General features: G+C 61.6%; 24 protein-coding genes. 17 read left to right on the top strand and 7 right to left on the bottom strand.

Features of this window, described 5'->3' with window-relative positions:
• Window positions 1-38: 38 nt before the first annotated feature.
• Window positions 39-551, bottom strand: a complete 513-nt coding sequence (locus tag AC1DM5_RS17710) for a P-loop nucleotide/nucleoside kinase family protein (protein ID WP_477819280.1) — start codon at window positions 549-551, stop codon at window positions 39-41.
• A 299-nt stretch (window positions 552-850) separates the two neighbouring features.
• Here AC1DM5_RS17710 and AC1DM5_RS17705 point away from each other — a divergent pair, with 299 nt between their 5' ends.
• On the top strand, window positions 851-1,231 hold the full coding sequence (locus tag AC1DM5_RS17705; protein ID WP_477819281.1) for a hypothetical protein: 381 nt from the start codon (window positions 851-853) through the stop codon (window positions 1,229-1,231).
• A gap of 8 nt (window positions 1,232-1,239) precedes the next feature.
• Here AC1DM5_RS17705 and AC1DM5_RS17700 read toward each other — a convergent pair whose 3' ends face one another.
• The gene (locus tag AC1DM5_RS17700) at window positions 1,240-1,806 is read right to left on the bottom strand and encodes a winged helix-turn-helix transcriptional regulator (RefSeq protein ID WP_477819282.1); all 567 of its coding nucleotides are present in this window, start codon (window positions 1,804-1,806) and stop codon (window positions 1,240-1,242) included.
• A 219-nt stretch (window positions 1,807-2,025) separates the two neighbouring features.
• Between AC1DM5_RS17700 and AC1DM5_RS17695 the strand changes: the two genes are divergently transcribed.
• The gene (locus AC1DM5_RS17695; protein ID WP_477819283.1) at window positions 2,026-2,925 is read left to right on the top strand and encodes a hypothetical protein; all 900 of its coding nucleotides are present in this window, start codon (window positions 2,026-2,028) and stop codon (window positions 2,923-2,925) included.
• 46 nt (window positions 2,926-2,971) lie between these two features.
• On the opposite strand, the gene AC1DM5_RS17690 is transcribed toward AC1DM5_RS17695, so the two are convergent.
• Complete coding sequence (locus tag AC1DM5_RS17690; RefSeq protein WP_477975355.1) at window positions 2,972-3,448, bottom strand: Lrp/AsnC family transcriptional regulator; 477 nt, start codon at window positions 3,446-3,448, stop codon at window positions 2,972-2,974.
• 101 nt (window positions 3,449-3,549) lie between these two features.
• On the opposite strand from AC1DM5_RS17690, the gene AC1DM5_RS17685 reads away from it, so the two are divergent.
• From AC1DM5_RS17685 to AC1DM5_RS17655, 7 genes are all read left to right on the top strand, one after another.
• Entirely contained in the window at window positions 3,550-4,749 is a 1,200-nt protein-coding gene (locus AC1DM5_RS17685; protein ID WP_477819284.1) for a diaminopropionate ammonia-lyase, read from the top strand.
• The gene (locus AC1DM5_RS17680) at window positions 4,746-5,984 is read left to right on the top strand and encodes an allantoate amidohydrolase (RefSeq protein ID WP_477819285.1); all 1,239 of its coding nucleotides are present in this window, start codon (window positions 4,746-4,748) and stop codon (window positions 5,982-5,984) included. Before AC1DM5_RS17685 ends, AC1DM5_RS17680 begins: the two co-directional genes overlap by 4 nt.
• 4 nt (window positions 5,985-5,988) lie before the next feature.
• Window positions 5,989-7,152, top strand: coding sequence for a M20 aminoacylase family protein (locus AC1DM5_RS17675; RefSeq protein ID WP_477819286.1), 1,164 nt, complete (start codon window positions 5,989-5,991; stop codon window positions 7,150-7,152).
• 135 nt (window positions 7,153-7,287) lie between these two features.
• On the top strand, window positions 7,288-8,205 hold the full coding sequence (locus AC1DM5_RS17670; RefSeq protein WP_477819386.1) for an ABC transporter substrate-binding protein: 918 nt from the start codon (window positions 7,288-7,290) through the stop codon (window positions 8,203-8,205).
• A 19-nt stretch (window positions 8,206-8,224) separates the two neighbouring features.
• Complete coding sequence (locus AC1DM5_RS17665) at window positions 8,225-9,229, top strand: FecCD family ABC transporter permease (RefSeq protein WP_477975353.1); 1,005 nt, start codon at window positions 8,225-8,227, stop codon at window positions 9,227-9,229.
• Window positions 9,226-10,260, top strand: coding sequence for a FecCD family ABC transporter permease (locus AC1DM5_RS17660; protein ID WP_477819288.1), 1,035 nt, complete (start codon window positions 9,226-9,228; stop codon window positions 10,258-10,260). Before AC1DM5_RS17665 ends, AC1DM5_RS17660 begins: the two co-directional genes overlap by 4 nt.
• An 8-nt stretch (window positions 10,261-10,268) precedes the next feature.
• Window positions 10,269-11,066 (top strand): ABC transporter ATP-binding protein, encoded by a 798-nt coding sequence (locus AC1DM5_RS17655; protein ID WP_477819289.1) that lies wholly within the window; start codon window positions 10,269-10,271, stop codon window positions 11,064-11,066.
• On the opposite strand, the gene AC1DM5_RS17650 is transcribed toward AC1DM5_RS17655, so the two are convergent.
• Window positions 11,038-11,739, bottom strand: coding sequence for a class I SAM-dependent methyltransferase (locus tag AC1DM5_RS17650; RefSeq protein WP_113183421.1), 702 nt, complete (start codon window positions 11,737-11,739; stop codon window positions 11,038-11,040). The two genes, AC1DM5_RS17655 and AC1DM5_RS17650, sit on opposite strands and share 29 nt — an antisense overlap.
• Before the next feature lie 376 nt (window positions 11,740-12,115).
• Between AC1DM5_RS17650 and AC1DM5_RS17645 the strand changes: the two genes are divergently transcribed.
• Window positions 12,116-13,108 carry an SDR family oxidoreductase gene (locus AC1DM5_RS17645; RefSeq protein WP_477819290.1) on the top strand — a complete coding sequence of 331 codons (993 nt, stop codon included), beginning with the start codon at window positions 12,116-12,118 and terminating at the stop codon, window positions 13,106-13,108.
• Between the two features lie 18 nt (window positions 13,109-13,126).
• Here AC1DM5_RS17645 and AC1DM5_RS17640 read toward each other — a convergent pair whose 3' ends face one another.
• Window positions 13,127-13,999 (bottom strand): LysR family transcriptional regulator, encoded by an 873-nt coding sequence (locus AC1DM5_RS17640; RefSeq protein WP_477975351.1) that lies wholly within the window; start codon window positions 13,997-13,999, stop codon window positions 13,127-13,129.
• Window positions 14,000-14,097: 98 nt separating this feature from the next.
• On the opposite strand from AC1DM5_RS17640, the gene AC1DM5_RS17635 reads away from it, so the two are divergent.
• The 4 genes from AC1DM5_RS17635 to AC1DM5_RS17620 all read left to right on the top strand — a co-directional run bounded on the left by AC1DM5_RS17635 (window position 14,098) and on the right by AC1DM5_RS17620 (window position 17,596).
• Window positions 14,098-14,307 carry a DUF1127 domain-containing protein gene (locus AC1DM5_RS17635; RefSeq protein WP_477819292.1) on the top strand — a complete coding sequence of 70 codons (210 nt, stop codon included), beginning with the start codon at window positions 14,098-14,100 and terminating at the stop codon, window positions 14,305-14,307.
• A gap of 96 nt (window positions 14,308-14,403) precedes the next feature.
• A complete protein-coding gene (locus AC1DM5_RS17630) occupies window positions 14,404-14,877 on the top strand; it encodes a VOC family protein (protein ID WP_477819293.1) in 474 nt (157 codons plus the stop codon).
• A gap of 294 nt (window positions 14,878-15,171) precedes the next feature.
• Window positions 15,172-15,591 carry a GFA family protein gene (locus tag AC1DM5_RS17625; RefSeq protein WP_477819294.1) on the top strand — a complete coding sequence of 140 codons (420 nt, stop codon included), beginning with the start codon at window positions 15,172-15,174 and terminating at the stop codon, window positions 15,589-15,591.
• 136 nt (window positions 15,592-15,727) lie between these two features.
• The gene (locus AC1DM5_RS17620; RefSeq protein ID WP_477819295.1) at window positions 15,728-17,596 is read left to right on the top strand and encodes an ABC transporter ATP-binding protein; all 1,869 of its coding nucleotides are present in this window, start codon (window positions 15,728-15,730) and stop codon (window positions 17,594-17,596) included.
• A 24-nt stretch (window positions 17,597-17,620) separates the two neighbouring features.
• Here the strand turns inward: AC1DM5_RS17620 and AC1DM5_RS17615 are convergent, their stop codons facing one another.
• On the bottom strand, window positions 17,621-18,406 hold the full coding sequence (locus tag AC1DM5_RS17615) for a class I SAM-dependent methyltransferase (RefSeq protein ID WP_477975349.1): 786 nt from the start codon (window positions 18,404-18,406) through the stop codon (window positions 17,621-17,623).
• Between the two features lie 114 nt (window positions 18,407-18,520).
• On the opposite strand from AC1DM5_RS17615, the gene AC1DM5_RS17610 reads away from it, so the two are divergent.
• The 3 genes from AC1DM5_RS17610 to AC1DM5_RS17600 are packed head-to-tail and all read left to right on the top strand — an operon-like array spanning window position 18,521 to window position 21,480.
• Entirely contained in the window at window positions 18,521-19,657 is a 1,137-nt protein-coding gene (locus AC1DM5_RS17610) for an ABC transporter substrate-binding protein (protein ID WP_477819297.1), read from the top strand.
• Between the two features lie 6 nt (window positions 19,658-19,663).
• Entirely contained in the window at window positions 19,664-20,734 is a 1,071-nt protein-coding gene (locus tag AC1DM5_RS17605; protein ID WP_477819298.1) for a FecCD family ABC transporter permease, read from the top strand.
• On the top strand, window positions 20,728-21,480 hold the full coding sequence (locus tag AC1DM5_RS17600) for an ABC transporter ATP-binding protein (protein WP_310387292.1): 753 nt from the start codon (window positions 20,728-20,730) through the stop codon (window positions 21,478-21,480). The genes AC1DM5_RS17605 and AC1DM5_RS17600 overlap by 7 nt, the downstream gene beginning before the upstream one ends.
• A 141-nt stretch (window positions 21,481-21,621) precedes the next feature.
• On the opposite strand, the gene AC1DM5_RS17595 is transcribed toward AC1DM5_RS17600, so the two are convergent.
• Window positions 21,622-22,398 (bottom strand): hypothetical protein, encoded by a 777-nt coding sequence (locus AC1DM5_RS17595; RefSeq protein WP_477819299.1) that lies wholly within the window; start codon window positions 22,396-22,398, stop codon window positions 21,622-21,624.
• Between the last annotated feature and the right edge of the window lie 32 nt (window positions 22,399-22,430).

The following is a 22,430-nucleotide window of genomic DNA, read 5'->3' as shown; positions in this document are numbered from 1 at the left end:
AATCAGCAGACCCTTGGCAGGTTCACGTCCCGCCGTTGTTACTGACGCCGGCCAGCTCCAATCTTTGACATCAATTCGGCAACGGCTTGATCCACGCTTTGCTTGGCAGTGTCGACAACGATAGGCCTCTGCCCCCAGTCGTCATAATCGCGTGCGACGATCTCTTCCCAGCTCGGCTTTCTCAGCCCCGGAACATCACTTACCCGCGTCTCCGCCCGGCGGCGATGCTCATCCCGGTCCGAGCAGATGATTTCGATCTCGACGGCCGGCACGCCCGATCGCGCTGCAACCGACAACCAGGCATCCCGCGTCACCTTCAGGGAATTCACGGAGTCCGCAACGACGATGTTACCGAGCGTGAGATTGTCTTCGGCAATTCCGTATCCGACCATATAGCCTGCCGGGCCGACCTCCGACCTCAACATGCCCGAAGCTCGTATGCTCTGCTCGATCGTATCGATACGCAGATGGACGGCCCCAAGCTCTCTCGCCAGGGCACGCGCAATCGTCGTCTTCCCCGAGCCCGGCAAACCGCCGAAAATGATCAACATGAATGGGCACCTCCCGCTTGCCGATGAACCCGGTGAATCCTAGCGGAGATTCCCGATCCTGGAATATGCGACTGATTTTTTGCCATAACCATCCTTCCCTCCGCCATGATGACGGCCGTCTATGCAGGCAAATATCGGATGCGAGTTTTCGCAGAGACAAAGCATTTACCAGACCGCGATGACAAGCATTTTATACACGCGAAAGATGATATCAGTCCGCCAGCATTTCCAAAGGGCTGTATGCGATGCTCTCATTCTCTACATTCATCCTCTGTCTTCTCGGGATGACGACGTTTCTCATGACCGCAATTCCGACCCGTCTTGGACGAAAGCGGCAGCGGATAGGGCCTCGCGCATTTCAAGCCAGATTGGCGATACCATTCGCTCTGTCACTCGGCGGCCTATCTGCTCTTGCCATTACACAAGTGCCGTCCCTGCAAGCCGATTCCAACATGTATGGAGCGCTGCTGCTGATCGTTATGCTGGTCTCAAGCCTCGCAACGCCGTTCGCAATTACGTGCTGGTGTTTTCTTTCCCTGCTCGCCGCATGGACAAACATGTTCGCGGCCATCACAATCGTCGCGATAGCTATGATCATCGGCCATATCGTCGGGTATCGATTTGCAAACCCAGGCGGGGACCGCTCACCGCCTGCCGCACCTCTCACCTCTGAAGGGTGAGGCCAGCCTTAACCCACAGGCTTCTCCTGTTGCGCATCCGTTGCCTCACCGGAGCCAGCAAGAATATCGTCGAGCGCCTTCCGGCGAGCCCCGGCGTGAGACAATCGCCAGCGAACTGCGTCATCCGCGCCATCCCCTTCCTTGATGTCGAGATCCACCGGGCTCACCGGTTCGCCGGTCTTCTGATCGATGAACCCCCAGCGTATCTCCGCCCCTGTTTTGCGATTGACGAAGGTCATGGGCGGTCCCGATGCACCCGACATGCCGAGGCTGTCGCCGATCTGGGCGAGCACCGGCATGATGGGCGCGATCTGCCAGCCCTTCCGGGTCAGGAGATATTCGAACCTTTCCGGGTTCACCTGATAGCGCCGCCGCTCGATGAGACCATTGGCTTCCAGATGCTTCAGCCGGTCACTGAGCGTCGCATTGGTCACGCCGGAGGACTGGCGAAAATCCTCATAGCGGCTGAGGCCGCAGACAAGATCGCGCAAGATCAGCAAACCCCACCGATCGCCGATCGCCGCCATGACGCCGGCAATCGAGCATACCATTCCATCGAAACCCTTCGAACGCATCGAACCCTTTCTGGAAGCCCAGAGAATTGCCGGCTCCTCTCATCATGAGAGCCACATTAGTTTGCTGGGGACGCCGTTTCAAGAAAGCTCGGCAAACAACCGCCCTGCGACAAACTGGGCAGATAAATCGCTTGCCTGATGAGTAACTCTTATAATAAGAGTTATATATCTTGGAGCGTAACACGCCTCCGAATGAATGCAGCGCTGGCCTGAAGCTCGATGCAGATCGGGCACCGATTGCTGCAACGCATCACCGGTTTTGCCAAACGGGAGGATCTCACATTGGCACCGAACATCACCGCTAACTTCACCAGCCCCACACTTGCATTCGCCGGCAGCGCAGTCGCAACGGGCCTCTGGTTCGCTGCACTCGTCACAATACCGGAGCTTCAACGCTCGGACCTGTCCATCATCGTCGCGCGTATCGCCGTGCATCTCATCGTACTTGGCGGAACCTGGGCAGGATTGTCGCGCACCTCCCTCACCACGTCGGAGCGGACATGGACCTGGCTGGCGATCGCCGTTCCGCTCACTCTCTGGCACGGCGCGGCCTGGATTATTGTCGCCGATGGCCTTCTTCTGCCGGGAGCAGTCTCAATCCCTTTGCTGCCACTGATGATCGTCGTGCCGACGGCAATCGTGATCACGCTTTTGTCGCGCTCGGACCGGATCGGCGTGCTGCTCGATGCAATGCCTGCCAACTGGCTGATCGGCCTCCAGGCCTACAGGGTGATCGGCGGTGTATTCCTCGCCAACTGGCTGGCCGGGACGACGCCGGGCGTTTTCGCCCTTCCTGCCGGCACGGGTGACGTGATCACCGGGCTGATGGCCTTGCCGACAGCAGCAGTGCTCGCAAGTGGCCGGCCAGGCAGCACCCGGGCGGCTCTGTTCTGGAACCTCTTCGGCATAGCCGATCTGGTCGTCGCGGTCACGATGGGTGCCCTTACCACGCCCGGCCCCCTGCAGCAGCTCGCCCTCGATCATCCCAATCTGACGGCCGGCACCTACCCCACCGCCATCATTCCGGCCTTCACCGTCCCGACGTCTCTCGTCCTGCACGCCCTGTCACTGCGCCAATTGCTGAGGCGCACGCGAGGCGCGGCGGCAATTGCCGTGTGACAAATATCTCCGGGCCTAAGGCGCGACCCGCTGGCCCGGAGCCTCCTCAGATAGGAACACTCAGTCCTACCTTGATCCTGTCCATGGCGACGAACGTCCGAAACCGCTTCACATTGTTGTTGCCGAAGAATAACCGCCGCGTCAGCGCCTCGTAATCGGCCATCGCGGGCACGGTGATGACGAGCACGAAGTCGGCCTCCCCCGTCACGTAATAACACTGCTGTATTTCCGGGGCGGCGGCGAATTCGCGTTTGGCCGCCTCGATCTGCTCCGCCGTTTCGCTGATGACCTCGACCTCGACAAAGATGGTGATCGCCTGGCCGACGGCGGCCGGATCGATCACCGCGATATTGGCCTTGATGACGCCCTCCTCCGTCATCCGCCTGATGYGCCGCTGCACGGATGGCGCCGACAGGTTGACCGCCTCGCCGATCGTCCTTTGCGGCGTGGTATTGTCGCGCTGCAGGATCTCGAGGATCTTGCGGTCGAAGGCATCGAGCGCGGATGTCGAAGAGACAGGCATGGGCGGCCCTCATGAAACAAACTTGCAAAAACGGCTCTCAATATCAGCGCAATTTTCGCCCGCTCTGCAATATGTTTCCATGAAAGAGCAGCGAGGCCTTCATGTTCATCCTCAACACGACAAGCGATTATCGACATCAGCTCGAAACGGCAGATGCCGATACGCTCGGCATTGCCGCCGCCGCAACCGTGGAAGACCACCTGCGCTACCGCGACGACAATGCCGAAACACCGCTCGTCTCCCTGCCGGCGCTGGCAGCCGCGTCAGGCGTTGCCGCGATCCATGTGAAGGATGAGGGAAAACGCCTGGGGCTCGGCAGCTTCAAGGCGCTCGGCGGCGCCTATGCCGTCATCCGCCTCGTTCTGGAGGCCGCCGAGGCAAGGCTCGGACGCAAGGTCGACATGGCCGAACTGCACTCTCCGGATGTGCGAAAACTCGCGGAAGCCATGACCTTCGCCTGCGCCACCGATGGCAATCATGGCCGCTCGGTCGCTCAGGGCGCATCGCTCGTTGGTGCGCGGGCGGCGATTTTTGTCCATGCCGGTGTCAGCGACGAACGTGTCGCCGCGATTGCCCGCTTTGGTGCCGAGATGATCCGCGTCGAGGGAAGTTATGACGACTCCGTCAGAGAGGCCGCCCGCACCGCCGGCGAACGCGGCTGGACCATCGTGTCCGACACGTCCTGGCCTGGCTACGAGCGCATCCCCGGCCTCGTCATGCAGGGTTATACGGCACTGGTGCGCGAGGCGCTGAAGCAGATGCCGCAGCCGCCCACCCATGTCTTCATCCAGTGCGGCGTTGGCGGCATCGCCGCTGCCGTCGCAGGCTATCTGGCGATTGTGCTGGGCGCGCAGCGTCCGGTCTTCACCGTCGTCGATCCCGCCCGTGCCGCCTGTCTGTTCGAAACCGCGCGCGCCGGCCATCCGGTCACCGTTGCCCATGGCGAACCGACCGTCATGGCGATGCTGGAATGCTATGAGCCCTCCCTCGTCGCCTGGCGCATCCTGTCGCGCACCGCCGATGCCTTCATGACCGTCGATGAGGAGGATGCGATCTCCATCATGCGGCAGCTTGCCAATCCCTTGGGTAACGATCCCGCCATCGTCTCCGGCGAAAGCGGCGGTGTCGGCCTTGCCGGCCTCCTGAAGGCGCTCGCCGATCCCCTGGCGAAAGCCGCCCTTTCCCTCGGCGCGGATTCGCGCATCTTCGTGGTGAACACGGAAGGCGCCACCGACCCCGGCCGGTATCACGAGATCGTCGGGCGCTCGCCTGACGCGGTCCTGTCGCGAGGTGCAGCATGAGCAACACATCCATCGATGCAGCAAGGCTCCTCGGCCGGCTTGCCGAACTCGGCGCGATCGGCCGCGATGCGGATGGCAGGCTGGTGCGCCTTGCCGCCTCCGACACGGACAAGCTCGGCCGCGATCGCCTCGTCGCCTGGATCGAAGCTGCCGGACTGGAACTCGCCATCGACCGGATCGGCAATATCTTCGGTATCTGGGCGCCCGCTGGCACGGAGGATCGCCCGCCGCTGCTGCTAGGCTCGCATATCGATACCGTCATCGACGCCGGTATCTATGACGGCTGCTACGGCGTGCTCTCAGCCCTCGAAGTCATCGAGACGCTGAAGACGTCGGGCTTCATCCCCTCCCGCCCTATCGCCGTCGCGGCCTTCACCAATGAGGAAGGCGTGCGTTATGCGCCCGATATGATGGGCTCGCTCGTCTATGCCGGCGGGCTTGATGTGCAGACGGCGCTTGCGACAACAGGAACCGATGGGTCACTGCTCGGTGACGAGCTGAAACGCATCGGTTATGCCGGTGAGAAAGAGCCGGGCTTCCTGAAACCACATGCCTATCTCGAACTCCATATCGAGCAAGGTCCGGTGCTGGAGCGCGAGGGCTTGTCCCTTGGCGCAGTCGAAAACCTGCAGGGCATTTCCTGGCAGCGCGTGACGATCGAGGGTGACGCCAACCACGCCGGCACCACGCCGATGACGATGCGCCGCGATGCCGGCCATGCGAGCGCCCGCGTCATCACCTTCCTGCGCGAGCGCGCCATGGCATCGAACACGCCGACGGTCGCGACTGTCGGCTGCATGGAACTCCAGCCGAACGCCATCAACGTCATCCCCTCGCGGGCGATCTTCACGGTCGACCTGCGCGACCCGGATGAGGATCGGCTGAAAGAGGAAGAGGCAGCCCTTGCCCGCTTCCTCGAAAACCTCGCTTCCGAAGAGCAGGTCGCGATCTCGGTGGCGCGGCTCGCCCGCTTCGAGCCGGTCAAGTTCGACGAGCGGATCGTCACCACGATTGAGGCGGCCGCCAGGGCACGCGCCCTGCCCTGCAAGCGCATGACCTCCGGCGCCGGCCACGATGCCCAGATGATCGCCTGCATCGCTCCATCAGCCATGATCTTCGTGCCGAGCAAGGGCGGCGTCAGCCATAATCCGAGGGAATTCACCTCTCATGACGATCTCGTCGCAGGCGCCAACATCCTGCTCGACGTCGTCAGCACACTGGCGCAAGAGGAATAGAAAGATGGATCTCGACCGACTGGCCTCTGACATGCGCGCCTGGAGACGCCACCTCCACGCCCACCCGGAATTCGGCTTCGAGGAAAAGCAGACCTCGGCCTTCGTCGCCGAAAAGCTCCGTAAATTCGGCATCGATGATATCGCAGAAGGCATCGGCGGCACGGGTGTCGTCGGCACGCTGAAACGCGGCAGCGGCAACCGCTCGATTGCGCTGAGAGCCGATATGGACGCCCTGCGCATTCCCGAGCAGGCCGACCGGCCCTATGCCTCGCGCAACCCGGGCGTCATGCATGCCTGCGGCCATGACGGCCACACCGCCATGCTGCTCGGTGCGGCCAGAATGCTCGCCGAAGAAGGCGGTTTCGACGGCACTGTGCGCTTCATCTTTCAGCCCGCCGAGGAATGGGGCAAGGGCGCGCTCACGATGATCGAGGACGGCATTTTCGAGCGCTTCCCCTTCGACGAGATTTACGGCATCCACAACCTGCCGGGCCTGCCCGTCGGTCATTTCCAGACCCGTCCCGGCGCCTTCATGTCGGCGGAGGATAATTTCGAGATCGTGCTCAAGGGCACCGGCGGCCACGCCGCCCGCCCGCATGCGACGAACGAGGTGCTGGTCGCCGCCTGCGCCCTGGTCCTGAACCTGCAGACCATCGTTTCCCGCCGCCTCGACCCAACCGATATCAGCGTCGTCTCCGTCACCGAACTCCTGACCGACGGCACCCGCAACGCCCTTCCTGGCCTCGCCCGCATTCTCGGTGATGCCAGAAGTTTCCACCCTGACGTCAGCGCCGAAATCGAAAGGCAGATGCGCATCATCGCCGAAGGTACCGCTGCGACCTATAACCTCGTCGCCGAAGTCACCTACACCAGAGAATTCATCCCCCTGCTGAACGACCCTGCCCTTACCGAAGAGGCCTTCGCTGCCGCCCACGACATCTTCGAGCCCGGCAACATCGAGCTCCGAAAGGAACCGATGACGGCATCGGAGGATTTCGCCCGCTTCCTCGATGTTGTCCCCGGTTGCTTCGTCTTCCTCGGCAATGGCGAGACCTCCGCGCCCCTTCACAATCCGACCTTCGATTTCAACGATGATGGGCTGCTCCACGGAGCAAGGTTGCACGCGAGCATCGTCCGCCGACGCCTTTCACATGCTGACCGGAAATAATTGTCGGCGTCGGATCTAAAAGTGGATTGCAGAACTCTTCTTTAACGCCTAAAGCGACCTCGCCTAGTCTTTGGAGGATACGCAATGGCGACCAACGTCCAGAAATTCGCAACTCTCATCAGCCTCTTGTCCGCAATGGTGAGCGCCCCCGTGTTCGCTGAGGATGGCAAGACCTTCTCCGTAACCGATGACCGCGGCGTCACGGTCGAGGTTCCCGTCCAGCCCAAACGGATCGCAGCAATTTCCTATTTCGCGGATGACGTCGCCCTTGCTCTCGGCATCAAGCCCGTGGCCAGCACCTACATGACAAAAGGGCGCGAACCGGACTTTCTTTTCGGCCTGACTGCCGGCATGAAGCAGATCGGCCAGCGGGCAAAACCCAATCTCGAACTTCTGTCCGAAGCAAAGCCCGACCTGATCGTGGCTATCCGCCGCTACACAGTGGGCAACGCGCCGCAGCTTGAGAAGATCGCCCCCTATGTCGCCTACAATATGGAACTGCTTGATGGTAGCGACCGCGAGATCGCCGAACTTTCGAAAATCCTCGGCAACCCGGAGCGCGGCGTTCAATTGAACAAGGAATTCCGGGAGCATCTCGCGGACTATGCCGCCAAAGCCCCCAAGGATGTCCATCCTCGTTTCGCGATCATGTGGGGCGGTGAAACGCCGTTCGCATTCCACACCGAAAACACCTCCGCTTCGATCCTTGCAGCCATCGGAGGCGACAATATCGCCGGCAACATGACGCCAGGTGGTGAGTTCGGCATCGATCTCAGCCTGGAAACCATGCTGGAGAAGGACCCGGAAGTCCTCTTCATCTACGATTCAGGCCCCGACCGGCCGCATGAAAACAACCCGATCTGGCAGGAACTGACTGCCGTGAAGAACAAGCGGGTGCTCTATGTCGGCGACCAGTGGGTCGAAACGAACGGCCCCATCGCCCGCGAGGTCGTGCTGCGCGAAGCGGCTCACTACCTCTATCCGGAGGTATTCCCGGCAGTCGACGTGCGGGCGGAAGCCGCCAATATCATTCCGGCCGAAGCACAGAGATAACGAATTGATCGCGACGACGATGAACGCTCGCAAATCCTCTGTTGCCATTGGGTTCGTCGTCGCCGCGACACTGCTGATTGTCCTGGTGGGCTTGCTGCCGGGCGCAAAGATGCTCTCCTTCGAAACCGTGCTGCGCGCGCTCTTTGCCCCGGATGCAAAGATCGACTCGATCCTCGTCTGGACCTTGAGATTGCCGCGCAGCCTTGCGGCCGCCGTCGCGGGCGCAGGTCTTGCCGTGTCGGGCTACCTTCTGCAGTCGTTGACGCGCAATCCGCTCGCCGATCCCGGCATCACCGGCGTCACCGCCGGCGCTGTCGCGCCGATCGTCGGATGCTTCGTTCTCCTGCCCTGGATCTCGTCCGCTTATTACCCCTTCATTGGCCTTGCAGGCGGGCTCGCTGCTGCTTCGGTCACCTTCTGGGTGGCCAGAGGCGGCAACGGACGCCCCCTGCACCTGGCACTTGGCGGCGTCAGCGTTTCGCTCTTCCTTGGCGCCATTACGATCTATGTGCTGCTGCTCGCAGGGCCGCAGTCGACCGCTCTTCTCTTCTGGTTATCAGGAGGCTTCCAGGGCCGCACATGGTCGCACCTGGTCCATATGCTGCCGTGGACTGGCGTCGGCATCGTCGGAGCACTGTTGCTGCACCGGGTCATCGCCATGTTTGCGCTGAGCGAGCACGCGGCCGCGGCCATGGGTCTGCAGCTCCACGTCTGGAAGCCGGTTCTGCTTATTCTCGCAATTTGTCCCGTGGCCGGCGTCGCTCCGGTGGCCGGCCCGATCGCCTTCGTCGGCCTTGCGGCCCCGCATATCGCTCGTCTTCTCAAGCCGCAGGGCACGGTCTGGGAGATCGCGCTCACGGCGGCAACAGGAGCATTCATCGTGACCTGCGCGGATCTGGTTGCCCGGACGATCGCCATTCCCAAGGAATTGCCGGTCGGCATCATCACCGCGCTCCTTGGCGGGCCGATCTTCGTCTACCTGATCCAGCGCGGCCGCCTCGACTTCCAGCGGGACGCCGCATGACGATGGCATCCCCGACACAGACGCGATCGACGGCCTGGCTGCTGCCGGCCAGCCTTGCACTCGTCGTCCTGTCTCTCGTCGCCGCGGTCTTTCTGGGCGTGGTGGATATTCCTGCCGCAGATATCATCGCGGCCCTCACCGGACACGGGTCCCCGGAAGCACGTTCGATCATCATCGATATCCGCCTGCCGCGGATCATCACCGGCATATTGGCGGGCATTCAGTTCGCCGTCGCAGGCCTTCTGCTGCAAACCATCACCCGGAACCCTCTTGCCGACCCTTCCCTGATGGGTGTCTCGCAGGGCGCGACGCTGACGGTGACGCTATTCCTGCTGTTCACCGTCTATATCTTCAACCCGGGCTCGAACACGCTCGCCGAACTGCCGATCGCATGGCTGCCGACGGCCGGCCTGGCAGGCGGTCTGGCGGCAGGCGGGATCATTTATCTGCTGGCCTTTCGGCTCGATCTCAGCCCTCTCAGGATCACCCTCTGTGGCATTGCGATCGGAGCGGTTCTGCATGCGCTCGCCATTGGATTGATCGCTGGCTGGGGTTCGGCGCGGATAGAAATCATTCTCGAATGGCTCTCGGGCAGCCTCTATGCCCGCACCTGGGATCACGCGCTCTTTCTCCTGCCGTTCACGATATCGGGCTTTGCCGTCCTGCCGTTCATCTATCGCCCACTGGTCCTGCTGCAGTTGGATGCCTCTGTCGCCGCCTCCTTCGGTCTTTCTTACCGCAGGCAATTCTCCCTGGTGCTTCTGGTGTCCTGCGCCCTTGCGGCAAGCGCGGTCGGCGCGGTCGGCCCCATCATCTTCATCGGGCTTGTCGTTCCCCACCTCGCCCGCTTCCTGGCCGGACGCCACCTCCAGCGGGTCATTCCCCTGACGATCGTTCTCGGCGCAGTTCTCGTCACGCTTGGTGATCTCGTTGGCCGCCTCGTCGGGCGCGCCGAAGAAATCCCGATCGGCGTGGTCACCGCAATCCTCGGGGTGCCTGTTCTTCTTGCCCTTCTCCGCAAAGTTCCTTGAGATCGCCCATGCCGCTGAGCTGTTCGCAACTATCTGTTCTCTATGGCCGCCGAAAGGCGCTCAGCGGGTTTCGGCTATCCATGGAAAAAGGCGAAATCCGCGCGCTGATCGGCCCCAATGGCTCAGGCAAGAGCACCGCGCTGCAATCGCTCGCCGGACTGATCAAACCGGCAGAAGGATCTGCCGCGATCGAGGATGTGTCCGTCGCGTCGATGTCGAGGCGCGCCATCGCCAGGAAGCTTGCCTTCCTGCCGCAGCAGCCTTCGGCCCCTGATGAGATGACCATTGCACAGCTCGTGCGCCAGGGCCGGTTTTCCCATGTCGGCCTGTTTCGCTCCTATGACGGCAGGGACGAAAAAGCCATCGAATGGGCGCTCGACAGCACCGGTCTTACGAGCATGGCAGACAGGGCACTGCGGGAGCTGTCCGGCGGAGAGCGCCAGCGGGCATGGATATCGGCGGCCCTTGCGCAGGAAGCCGGCATCCTGCTCCTCGATGAGCCAACCTCCTTCCTCGACATCGGCTATCAGGTGGAGATCCTCGATCTCATCCACCGCCTCAGCCGGGAAAAGGGCGTCACGATCGTCATGGCGATCCACGACATCAATCAGGCCATCGCCGTCAGCGACCGCATTTCACTTCTCGAGCGGGGAGAATTGCGTTTCGATGGTGAGCCGAGAGCGCTCGCAGAAAGCGGCCTGATCGAAAAAACGTTCCGGGTCAAAGGGCGGTTCGTCGAAGTTGATCCCGACAAGCCGCCTCATTTCGACGTCGAACTTACGCGGCTCGCCCGTCCGGGCGCTTGACGAGCCGGAAGACGATCTTGGTCTGGGTGTAATAATCCAGCGCATCGGCAAAATCGGGTGTCCAGCCATCCTCGACGAAGGGGATGAAACCGTCATATTCCAGCTTCCTGCCGGAGACCTGGAAGCCTGCCTTCGCAAACGCGCGTCCGTAGTCGGTGATCGAGCGATCCTGCACCACCGTGTTCGTCCGCTTGGCGACAAGCTCACGCCATTTCGGCCAAAGTGGATTGTCGGTATGGCACCCGGTCACCGCATAATAGACGCCGCCCGGCTTGAGCGACTTCCAGATATCGGCAGCGTGCGCATCGATATCTTCGACGAGGTAGATGACCTCGTGGCTGATTGCCAGATCGAACTCCTCCGCCCATCCGTCAAGTGTCCCGCCGACCGCATGCTGCACAGGAAGGTTGCCCTTGAGCGCTTCGGCCTTGGCGACCGACTGCTCGGCGATATCGATGCCCAGCGCCTTGCGAAACGGCCGGATGGCATAGAGGTGCCGCAGGAGACCGCCCTGATTGCAGCCGAAATCGAGAACGCTTTTTTCCGAAAGGTCACGCTCGGTGATGATGTCGATGAGGTGTCGCCAGATCGGCGCATGCCCATCCGCCATCCGGTCTTCGGCGTCGGGATCGACATACCAGGTGGTTATGGTTTTGCGGGCATCATTGCTCATAGTTTCTCCGACGCGTTTCATTCGAATAGGAGGTTCATAAAGCGGCGAAGACGGTGTGAAAAGGTTAGTTGCTTCCCACTCCGGCTCAAATCCCGCGACAATGCCGTCTCGCGTGCCGGCGGCTTTCGATACCCGGGAAAGGCAGGCCGTCACGGATCTGCATTAGCCGCTCTGGCACGCCGCGAGCCGCAGCACATCTATGCGTGGTCACCACGTCCTGTGCCCGAAAACCTATATCTTCCCTCGCTGCAGCACGAATCTGACACGCAAACGCCCGCTGCGTCACCATGCCGGCCATTTTGCAGAAGACGGCCCATCGCTTTCGCGCTATGAAGATTATCGATAATCCTGCCCCATCCGACGCGGAGATTCCCACATGGCTTTGAATATCCTTTTCATCGGCGGCACCGGCCAGATTTCCTATCCCTGCGTCGAACGCGCCGTAGCCCAGGGCCACCAGGTCAGCGTGTTCAACCGCGGCCTGAGGGGCGACCCCCTGCCCGCGGGCGTCACTTCCATCGTCGGCGAACTTGGATCATCAGCCTATGCCGATCTCGCCAAAGCGAATTACGACGTCGTCGCCCAATTCATCGCCTTCACGCCGGATCAGATCGCCCGCGATATCGAGATCTTCTCCGGCCATTGCGGCCAGTACATCTTCATCTCGTCGGCCTCGGTCTATGAAAAGCCGGCCCGCCATTATGTGATATCAGAAGAGAGGACACCGGCAATCAACCCCTACTGGCCCTATAGCCAGGCCAAGATTGCTTGCGAAGAACTGCTAAAGAAGGCCGACAAGCTCGCCTGGACGATCGTGCGCCCCAGCCACACCGTTCGCACCGGCCTGCCGATCATGATGGGCGACAGCGATGTCATGGCAAGGCGCATGCTGGATGGCGAGCCGACCATTGTGGCTGGCGACGGTCATACGCCCTGGACGCTCACCCGCTCGGTCGATTTCGCCGTGCCCTTCGTCGGCCTGTTCGGCAAGCAGAAGGCGCTGCACGATATCTTCCACATCACCAACGACCACGCCCATATCTGGGATCACATCCAGAAGGCGATCGCAAGGTTGCTGGGCGTCGAGGCGAAGATCGTCCATGTGCCGACAGACACGCTCGTCAAGTATAATCCGGAATGGATCGGACCGCTGACCGGCGATAAGGCCTGGACGGCTATTTTCGATAATTCCAAGGTCAAGAGTGTTGCCGGCGACTTCACCTGCGCCGAAAGCCTCGATGAAATCCTTGCCGAGCCGATCATGCACCTCAAGCAGCGTTTCGCGAAGGGCCGTCCGCCGAAGGGCGATTTCGATGCCCTGATCGACCGCATCTGCGCCGAACAGAGCGCTCTCGGAGCTGCCGCATGACAGCTTAGTCAAAAGCCGTTATGCCTCGAATGCGCGAAGGCACTTCATCACCTCGCGCAGTCCCCGCGTCAGATGTTTGTCGCGCCGGATGACCATGCCGAGCTGGCGCACGAGCGGCGGCTGAACGGGTGACGTCACGAACCGGCCCCGGTCACGCTTCAGGGCAAGCCCCGGAAGTATCGACCATCCGAGTCCCGCCGCGATCAGTTCCTTGATCGCCTCGACGCTGCCGAACTCCATGGTGGGCTGGCTCCTGATGCCGGCGGCCTCGAACCATTCGTCGGTGGCGCGGCGCGTATTGCCGCCCTCGTAGAGCATCATGATCTTGTCCGTGAAGAAATCAGGCGTGGGGCCGTCCTCCGGCATGGCGCTCCCCTTCGGCGCCACGGCGACAAGCTCATCCTCGTAAAAGGGTTCGATCTCTATGGAGCGGCCGGACGTCGGCAGCGTCACGACGGCGATATCGAGCGCATTGGTTTCGAGATCGCGGATCATCTCGTCGGTGTTGCCGACACGAACCACGATTTCCAGACCGGGCATGCGTTTCTTGACGGCGGCGATTGCGTGGGGAAGCAGATGGATCGAGGCGGTGCCGCCGCTGCCGATCCGCACGCGCCCCACCGCACCCTGCCTGTAAGGCGTCATCGCCTCCTCGGCCGCCGCGCATTCGCCGAGGATCCGGCGCGCATGGGCCAGCAGTTCGACACCCGCTGCAGATGGCTGCGCCCGGCGGCCGACCCGCTCGATCAGCCGAACGCCCATCCTCTGTTCCAGAAGCTTCACCTGCAGGCTGACGGCCGGCTGCGTCAGCCCCGCTCTTTCGGCAGCAGCCGTAAAGCTGCCGAGATCGATGACGCTGACGAAGGCGGAAAGCTGGTCGAGATTCAGCATCAGAAGAATTCCTTATGGATTGCATAAGAACCATAAGCTTCCTTGCAGGCATGCGCCAGTCCATCTTGAGCGTCCAAGACGAGTGCTGGAGATGCCTGATGACGACTGACGTGGAAATATCGAGAACTCTAGATCGCGCGCCGACCGGTGGCGTCATGCGCCGCTGCCTGATGGGCATCCGCCTTTACCTGAACAAGCGCCGCGAAAGGCTGACGCTCTCCGGCCTGTCCGACGATGCGCTCCGCGATATCGGCCTCACCCCATCAGAGGCGACGACGGAGGTCAACAAATCATGGTTCTGGGGATAGCAGCCACAATTTCTTAAAATGGCGCGCTTGGACTGGAGAAAACCGCTTTGTCCCTTATGTCACTGCCATCAGGGGAAAACACCAAAGGACCGCGCGATGCACAAGAACACAATCTGTGTCTGGTATGACAAGCACGCCGAGGAGGCCGCCGGCTTTTACGCCGGGATCTTTCCGGACAGCAAAGTCGGCGCCATCCACCGCGCCCCCGGCGATTATCCCGCCGGTCAGCAGGGAGACGTGCTGGTCGTGGAATTCACGGTTGCCGGCATTCCCTGCATCGGCCTGAATGGCGGCCCCTCGATCAAGCATAGCGAAGCCTTTTCCTTTCAGATCTCGACGGAAAATCAGGAAGAGACCGACCGCTACTGGAACGCAATCGTCAACAATGGCGGCCAGGAAAGCGAATGCGGCTGGTGCAAGGATAAATGGGGCGTCTCCTGGCAGATCACCCCGCGCGCCCTGATGGAAGCGATGCAGGCAGGCGGAGCCGAGGCAAAGCGCGCTTTCGACGCTATGATGACCATGCGCAAGATCGACGTCGCGGCAATAGAGGCAGCTCGCCGCGGCTGAGACAACAGGCCCTGCAACAGTACGATCACGATGCCAGGGCGGCCGACTGTCTGATCTCTCGAACAACAGCCGGGTCTGTTCCACAGGCATCGGCTTTCCGAGCAGAAATCGCTTCGGGCATGGCTTCCTATCGGCTTGTTCGGCTTGATCTCTCGCTTATGGCCCTTCCGGAAAGGTGCCGCCGCTGATGGCGCTGCCATCATTTCAAGGTGAGCGAATTCAGCTCAGTGCCCCGGCATCTCCCCATAAAACTCCGACACCTTCCCCAAAACCTCGCAAAACAGGAGTCTCTCGATGGCCAATGCCCAATGCAGCTGCGGCGCGCTCAGATTGGCGCTGCCGGATAAACCAAATGTGGTGATCGCCTGTCACTGCATCGAATGCCAGAGACGAACAGGCGCCCCTTTCGGCGCCGGCGCCTTCTATCCGGCCGAAGCCGTCACCGTGTCTGGCTTCGGTAAGCAATACACCCGCGATGCGGCAAGCGGCGGAAAGGTGCATACCTACTTCTGCCCGAACTGCGGCTCATCGGTCTACTGGAAGGCCGACAACCTGCCCTCCATGATCGGTGTCGCCCTGGGGGCTATGGCCGACTTGAGCCAATTCCCGGCGCCTGCCAAATCGATCTTCGAGCAGTCGAAACACCATTGGGTGCAGATCGCCGCTGCCGACGAGCACTTCCAGCAAGGCAGCGTTGCGCGGCGGTCGAGCTGATACTTCGCCCCGTGATCTCAAAGATTTCCAAAATTTCTAATTGAGATTGCAGCCGGAAGATGATTCCATGCGGCCCGCGCGTCGCCTGACACGCCGCCCTCTTCCCGATGTTGCACCCGAGAGGCCTAAGTCGATTATGTCGATTTCAGATGCGATCTACCGCCCCTTCGAAAACCTGATCCGGCCGCTCGATATCCCCTACCGGCCGCTGCCGTCGAAGGGGCCGGTGACGGTGCTCCTGCACTTCATCTCGATGTTTCGTGGCATCCTGATCACGCTCGCCCTTTGCACCATGGCGATCGAGGCCATGAATCTGACGATCGTCTGGGGCCTGTCAATCATCGTCGATGGCGTCACGCAGCAGGGTGCCGCCGCTTTCCTGCACAATGACCGGCCGTTGCTGATCTTGCTCGGCCTGATGCTCTTCCCCTGCATCCCTATTGCCTCCTTCCTCGTCAATACGCTGAATTCGCATACGCTCGGCATCGGCATGCCGGCCGCTATTCAGTGGCAGGGCCACAGAGCGGTGGAGCGGCAGGATCTCGCCTTCTTCCACGATCTCTATGCAGGCCAAGTCGCCTCGCGCCTGCAGCAGGTAGCCTCCGCCGTCCAGCAGCAGGTTATATCGGCCTTCCAGTCCATCCCGCGCTTCATCATGCAGATGGTCGGCTCCGTCATCCTTCTGAGCGCACTCTCCTGGCAGCTTGCGCTGCCGACCATCGTATGGATCACGCTCAACGTGCTGCTCGCCGTCAGGCTGGCGCCTGTCTTCACCGAACGAGCACGCCGCTCCGCCAAGCGCCGCAGCCTGATTTCGGGCGCTATTACCGATCTCTACGCCAATATGCAGATGGTGAAACAATTCGCCGCCGAAGACAGTGAGGCGGGCGCTATCCGAGGCATCATCGGCAAGGCGATCAAGGCTCAGCAAAGCGAACAGCGCATCTATCGGACCGCAGAGGTCATCGTCGTCGTCCTCAACGTGATGCATTGGCTGGCCATCCTGTCGATCGGCTTTACCGGGCTCGTTGATGGCTTCGTCACGATCGGCGAATTCACTGCCGCCGTTTATGTTCTCAACCGGCTATCCGGTCACACATTTACATTCCTGCAGATGGGCCAGCAGATTTTCCAGGCGATCGGTACGATCAAGGACGCCATGCCGGTCATGACGACACCGCCCACCATCACCGACCAGCCGGATGCGCAGGACCTTGTCGTCCCGAACGGCGAAATCCGCTTCGACGACGTTCGTTTCGCCTACAAATCCGGCAAACCCGTCATCGACAACCTGTCATTGACCGTCCGTCCCGGCGAAAAAGTCGGCCTCGTCGGCCTCTCAGGCGCCGGCAAGACGACGCTCGCCAACCTGCTCTTGCGCTTCTACGACATCAAGGACGGCGCGATCCGCATCGACGGCCAGGATATCCGTTCAGTCACCCAGTCGAGCCTTCGCCGCGCCATCGGAGTCATTGCCCAGGACGTGGCGCTGCTGCACCGCTCGGTCGGCGACAACATCCGCTACGGCCGGCCGGAGGCCACACAGGAGGAGATCGAGAATGTCGCGAAGATGGCGAGCGCCGATATCTTCATCGCCGATCTCGCCGACAGCGAAGGCCGCAAAGGCTACGAGGCCTATGTCGGCGACCGCGGCATCAAGCTCTCGGGCGGCCAGCGCCAGCGCGTGGCGATCGCCCGCGTGCTCTTGAAGAACGCCCCGATCCTGGTGCTCGATGAGGCAACCTCGGCCCTCGACAGCGAATCCGAAGCCGCCATTCAGGAGCGTCTGAACCTCGTGATGGAAGGCAAAACCGTCATCGTCATCGCCCACCGGCTGTCGACCATATCGAGCATGGACCGCATCGTCGTACTCGACCACGGCCGCATCATCGAGGAAGGCCGGCCGGAGCAGCTGATCGAAGGCGACGGGCTGTTCGCGCGCCTCTGGAAACGCCAGACCGGTGGGTTTATTCCGGAGGAAATCGAAGAGACAACGTCGGAATAATTGACTCCTCTGGGGCGGCTGAGCTCAGTCCGGCTTCGTCGCGCAAATCGCGAAGCGGTCCTGCACCATGCGCTCCAGCCCGCGCAGGAAAGGCATCTTGCGCGCCTGTGCCCAGTGGATGTCGGAGAGCTTGCGGTCGACGACGATATTGTCGAAGCCCGCCTGGCGCAGCAACTCGACGATCGCTTCGGCCGGCATCTGTTTGGAGAAATAGACGCGCGAGCGGATGGCTTGATGGCGAGCCATCATCTCGGGCTTCATGTGGCTCGCCGGCGCCTTGCCGGTCAACTTCGTCCAGGCCTTCTGCAGGCCCTTGACCCAGGTCTCCTTGCCCATATTGCCGTCGACGATCAGGACCTTACCGCCCGGCTTCAACACCGAGAACCATTCGCGGAAGGCCGAGGGCGGATCGACCAGCGTCCAGACGAGATGGCGGTTGGTTATCACGTCGTAGCTTTCCTTGGCCTCCATGGTGTTTTCCGCATCGCCCGAGACGAAGCGGATATCGGTGCCGCGCTTCTTCGCCTTGGCCCGCGCCTGCGCCAGCATCGCATCCGACCAGTCGAGCCCCGTCACCTTGAAGCCCGCCCCATGCATGAGGTGGGAAATGACCGCCGTGCCGCAGGCAAGGTCGAGCGCCGCACGCCCCTGCCCCTCGCCGAGATGCTTGCGGATCAGCCGCTGCCAGCCCTTTCGCTCAGCTTCGGAAAAGATTTCGTGGCCGACACTCTCGTCGAACGTCRCCGCCCTTTCCGACCAGAAGTCCCGGATTTCATCGCGAATAGAATAATTTGTGTTCATCGTGTTCATCATCTTCACCCCGGCACTGCACTACTTTGGAAAAGCTCTAAAACATAAAACTTGATTCCAAAAGTCAATTTTTCTATGCCTCGGGACATTACCAAGGACGGGGAGAGTTTCCAGATGAAATTTATGAAATTGCTTGCGGTATCCGCAGTTGCAGTTGCGGGCCTGCTGCCGCTTTCGGCTTTTGCCGATCCCTTCACCATCAAGGATGTGGCGGGCCGCGATGTCACTTTCGACAAGCCGGTCGAGCGCGTGATCCTTGGCGAAGGCCGCATGCTCTATGCCGTCGCCCCGATCGAGAAGGATGATCCCTTCGCCAAGATCGTCGGCTGGCGCAACGACCTCTGGACGACCGACAAGGATGGCTTCAACGCCTATGTCGAGAAATTCCCCAGGGGTAAGGACCTGCCCTTCCTTGGCAACCTGACGGATGGCACGCTGCAGACCGAGACGGTTGTGGCGCTTCACCCCGATGTCATGCTGCTGCCGATCGGTAACAAGAAGGCCGCCGACGAGGTGAAGCTCGAGGACACGCTGAACAAGATCGGCGTGAAGATCGTCTATATCGATTTCCGCGAGCACATTCTCGCCAATACCGAGCCGAGCCTGGAGATCCTCGGCAAGCTCTTCGGCCATGAAGACCGCGCCCAAGCCGTCGCCGCCTACTGGAAGCAGCAGATGGCACGCGTCACCGACAAGCTGAAGGAAGCCAACCCCAAGAAGCCCAATGTCTTCATGTATCGCGCCGCCGGCCTCGTCGAGTGCTGCGGCACCTTCGGCCCCGACAATTTCGGCCTGATGGTGGATTGGGCCGGCGGCCATAACCTGGGTTCGGATTTCCTGCCGGGCTACACTGGCTCAATCAATGCCGAACAGGTCGTCGCTTCCAATCCTGACGTCGTCGTCGTCACCGGCTCGAACTGGAGCCAGACCAAGGATGCCAAGGACTACGTCAATGTCGGCCCGGCCGCTGCCGCCACCATCGACGATAGCCGCAAGGCGCTGGATGCCCTCGTGCAGAACCCGGCCTTCACCGGTTCCAAGGCGGTTGCCGATGGCAATGTCCATGCGATCTGGCACCAGTTCTACACAAGCCCCTACCAGTTCGTCGCCGTACAGCAGATGGCCAAGTGGTTCCATCCGGACCTCTTCGCCGATCTCGACCCCGATGCGACCTTCAAGGAATTCCATGAGAAGTTCCTGCCGGTCGCCTATCAGCCGGGTTACTGGGTCGACGCCAAGGCCGGAAAGTAAGGCGAGATGGCAGAGATCGCCGTCGCCCCGATTGAAGTCGAAGCAGGCAGGGCGCGTTACCGCGCCCTCGCCCGCCGCAAGCTTGTGATCCTCTTTGCCATGACGGCAGCGCTCTGCCTGTCCTTCGCCGTCGATCTCGCCTGGGGGCCTGCCCGTTACGGCCTCGATGAGGTCGTGACCGCCCTCCTCTATCCCGACTCCGTCTCAGCGCAGATCCGCGCCGTCGTCTGGGATATCCGCATGCCGGTCGCCGTCATGGCGATCGTCGTCGGCGCATCGCTCTCGGTTGCCGGCGCGCAGATGCAGACGATCCTCGCCAATCCGCTGGCAAGCCCGTTCACCCTAGGCATTTCCGCCGCCGCAAGCTTCGGCGCCGCACTCGCCATCGTCACCAGCGTACCGATCCTGCCGGTTGCGGCAGGCCTGCTGGTGCCGGTCAATGCCTTCATCATGGCGCTGGTCGCCACGCTCTTCATCCATTTCATCTCACAGGCGCGCGGCGTGTCCGTGCAAACAGTCGTGCTGCTCGGCATCGCGCTCGTCTTCACCTTCAATGCGGCTCTCGCCTTCCTGCAATATCTCGCCTCCGAACAGGCGCTCTCGGCCGTCGTCTTCTGGACCATGGGCAGCCTCACCAAGGCCACCTGGCCGAAGATCTGGATCACGCTTGCCGTGCTCCTGCTTGCCCTGCCGCTCTTTGCCCGCCATGCCTGGGCGCTGACGGCAATCCGCCTCGGGGAGGACAAGGCGGCGAGCTTCGGCGTCAATGTGCGCCGCATCCGGCTGGAGACGATGCTCATCGTCTCGCTGCTGGCGGCCGTGCCCGTCAGCTTCGTCGGCACGATCGGCTTCGTCGGCCTCGTCGGCCCGCATATCGCCCGCATGATCCTCGGCGAAGACCAGCGCTTCTTCCTGCCAGGCTCGATCCTTTCAGGCGCACTGCTGCTCTCGCTGACCTCCGTCGTCTCGAAGTCGATCATTCCGGGCGTCGTCTTCCCGATCGGCATCATCACGGCGCTGGTCGGCGTGCCCTTCTTCTTCTCGCTCATCCTCTCGAACAGGAGCCGCTCATGGTAGCGCTTCAGCTGCAATCGGTCGGCGCCTACCACGGCCGCAAGCTCTTCGTCGAAAACGTGACGACGCCCAAAATGACTGCCGGTGAGCTCGTTGCCGTCATCGGCCCGAATGCCGCCGGCAAGTCGACGCTCTTCAAGCGCATCACTGGCCTCCTGAAAGGGCCGGGAAACGTGCTGGTCGAGGGCGCAAAGACCAAGAACGCCATCAGCTACATGCCGCAGGATACTTCGGCCAATGCGGTACTGACGGTCTATGAATCGATCCTGCTTGCCCGCAAGCAGGGCCAGTCCTGGGGCGTCAGCGATCAGGATCTCAGGCTCATCGACGACGTCATGAAGGCGCTGAACATCGAGGCGATTGCCTTCCGCGATCTCGGCGCCTTGTCAGGCGGCCAGCGCCAGCTCGTCTCCATCGCCCAGGCGCTGGTGCGCGAGCCGGAGATCATGCTGATGGACGAGCCGACCAGCGCGCTCGATCTTCATCGTCAGGTGGAAGTGCTCGATTTCATGCAGCGCCAGGCCCGCAAGCGCGGCATGATCGTACTGATCGCCATCCACGACCTGAACCAGGCGCTGCGCTTCGCAGATAAGGTACTGATCATCCAGAACGGCCGCATGCGCGCCTGCGGCAAGCCGCGCGAGGTCGTCACCGTCGACATGCTGCGCGAAGTCTACAAGATCCATGCCCGCATCGAGAAATGCTCCAGGGATCATGATCACGTCATCGTCGACGGCACCGCGCATTAAAGCATGTCGCGCAAAAGCGGGAAGCGGCCTTGGGATAATCCGATGCTTGAACAAAAACCTTAAAGCGGCAGAGATGATTCCGTTTTCCTTCCGCCGCTCTAAGGGGGCGCCGGAAATCCGGCGCACCCATGTTTCAGACCATTATCGACCGCGCGGCAGCGTCTGCTCCTGCCGCATGCCGTCCACGTCCTGAGCCTGGCGAAGCTCGCGCTCTGCGCGCTCCGTGGATTCCTCCACCGTGCGGTGATGTCCGGTCGGCATGATGTCGTCACGCAGCTCCTGATCGAGCGGTGCCTCGTCATTGAGATCATAGGCGCGGACGCGCGGGGAATTGGGATCGAGCCGGCGGGTATGATGTCCCATCGGTGTGGCCGGGCCGGCCATACCGGCCGCACCGGCTGCAAAGACGTCATCCTGCACAGCACTTGCTTGCCGGGCACGCTCGGCATCATCAACTTCACGAGCCTGGCTTGCATCAAATTTCGATGCTGCGAAAGCTTCGTTCGACTTGCTGATATTCCAGCCCTCTGCGCGCCAGAGGTCCGCACGTTCGTCCATGTCGATGGAGCCTTCGTCATCGAGAATGTCGTATGCGATACCGTAGGTGGCATCATCGACCTCGACGGAGATCAGAAAGCCGCCCCGGCGCAGGCCTTCGGCATAGACCGACCGGTCTTCATCCGGAAACAGCCAGTCCTCCAGCTTCGACCAGAAACCGCCGCGGTCGTCGCCGGCAACGCCGGCCTTGTCGCCATCCGCTTCATATCCCCGCATCATTCTGACACCAGTGATACCCAGGTTCTTCAGCCGGTCGATCGCCCTGTCGGCGTCATCGCGGCTGTCGAAGAAAGCGGTCAGCGTACTGCGGCCCCCGACGCCTGAGACTTCGGGGGCGCTGTCATTATGGAGATTACTCATTGGGATTCCTCCTCCAGGTCTTTCCTCTTCGC

Source organism: Rhizobium sp. 01T437 (assembly GCF_056398505.1).
The sequence above is the reverse complement of the archived record's forward strand: the minus strand, read 5'-3'. Positions and strand labels throughout refer to the sequence as shown.

Excerpts from the sequence above, each read along its gene's own strand:
- AC1DM5_RS17710 (WP_477819280.1), bottom strand. The coding sequence starts at position 551 with ATGTTGATCATTTTCGGCGGTTTGCCGGGCTCGGGGAAGACGACGATT.
- AC1DM5_RS17705 (WP_477819281.1), top strand. The coding sequence starts at position 851 with ATGACCGCAATTCCGACCCGTCTTGGACGAAAGCGGCAGCGGATAGGG.
- AC1DM5_RS17700 (WP_477819282.1), bottom strand. The coding sequence starts at position 1,806 with ATGCGTTCGAAGGGTTTCGATGGAATGGTATGCTCGATTGCCGGCGTC.
- AC1DM5_RS17695 (WP_477819283.1), top strand. The coding sequence starts at position 2,026 with ATGCAGATCGGGCACCGATTGCTGCAACGCATCACCGGTTTTGCCAAA.
- AC1DM5_RS17685 (WP_477819284.1), top strand. The coding sequence starts at position 3,550 with ATGTTCATCCTCAACACGACAAGCGATTATCGACATCAGCTCGAAACG.
- AC1DM5_RS17680 (WP_477819285.1), top strand. The coding sequence starts at position 4,746 with ATGAGCAACACATCCATCGATGCAGCAAGGCTCCTCGGCCGGCTTGCC.
- AC1DM5_RS17675 (WP_477819286.1), top strand. The coding sequence starts at position 5,989 with ATGGATCTCGACCGACTGGCCTCTGACATGCGCGCCTGGAGACGCCAC.
- AC1DM5_RS17670 (WP_477819386.1), top strand. The coding sequence starts at position 7,288 with ATGGTGAGCGCCCCCGTGTTCGCTGAGGATGGCAAGACCTTCTCCGTA.
- AC1DM5_RS17665 (WP_477975353.1), top strand. The coding sequence starts at position 8,225 with ATGAACGCTCGCAAATCCTCTGTTGCCATTGGGTTCGTCGTCGCCGCG.
- AC1DM5_RS17660 (WP_477819288.1), top strand. The coding sequence starts at position 9,226 with ATGACGATGGCATCCCCGACACAGACGCGATCGACGGCCTGGCTGCTG.
- AC1DM5_RS17655 (WP_477819289.1), top strand. The coding sequence starts at position 10,269 with ATGCCGCTGAGCTGTTCGCAACTATCTGTTCTCTATGGCCGCCGAAAG.
- AC1DM5_RS17650 (WP_113183421.1), bottom strand. The coding sequence starts at position 11,739 with ATGAGCAATGATGCCCGCAAAACCATAACCACCTGGTATGTCGATCCC.
- AC1DM5_RS17645 (WP_477819290.1), top strand. The coding sequence starts at position 12,116 with ATGGCTTTGAATATCCTTTTCATCGGCGGCACCGGCCAGATTTCCTAT.
- AC1DM5_RS17640 (WP_477975351.1), bottom strand. The coding sequence starts at position 13,999 with ATGCTGAATCTCGACCAGCTTTCCGCCTTCGTCAGCGTCATCGATCTC.
- AC1DM5_RS17635 (WP_477819292.1), top strand. The coding sequence starts at position 14,098 with ATGACGACTGACGTGGAAATATCGAGAACTCTAGATCGCGCGCCGACC.
- AC1DM5_RS17630 (WP_477819293.1), top strand. The coding sequence starts at position 14,404 with ATGCACAAGAACACAATCTGTGTCTGGTATGACAAGCACGCCGAGGAG.
- AC1DM5_RS17625 (WP_477819294.1), top strand. The coding sequence starts at position 15,172 with ATGGCCAATGCCCAATGCAGCTGCGGCGCGCTCAGATTGGCGCTGCCG.
- AC1DM5_RS17620 (WP_477819295.1), top strand. The coding sequence starts at position 15,728 with ATGTCGATTTCAGATGCGATCTACCGCCCCTTCGAAAACCTGATCCGG.
- AC1DM5_RS17610 (WP_477819297.1), top strand. The coding sequence starts at position 18,521 with ATGAAATTTATGAAATTGCTTGCGGTATCCGCAGTTGCAGTTGCGGGC.
- AC1DM5_RS17605 (WP_477819298.1), top strand. The coding sequence starts at position 19,664 with ATGGCAGAGATCGCCGTCGCCCCGATTGAAGTCGAAGCAGGCAGGGCG.
- AC1DM5_RS17600 (WP_310387292.1), top strand. The coding sequence starts at position 20,728 with ATGGTAGCGCTTCAGCTGCAATCGGTCGGCGCCTACCACGGCCGCAAG.
- AC1DM5_RS17595 (WP_477819299.1), bottom strand. The coding sequence starts at position 22,398 with ATGAGTAATCTCCATAATGACAGCGCCCCCGAAGTCTCAGGCGTCGGG.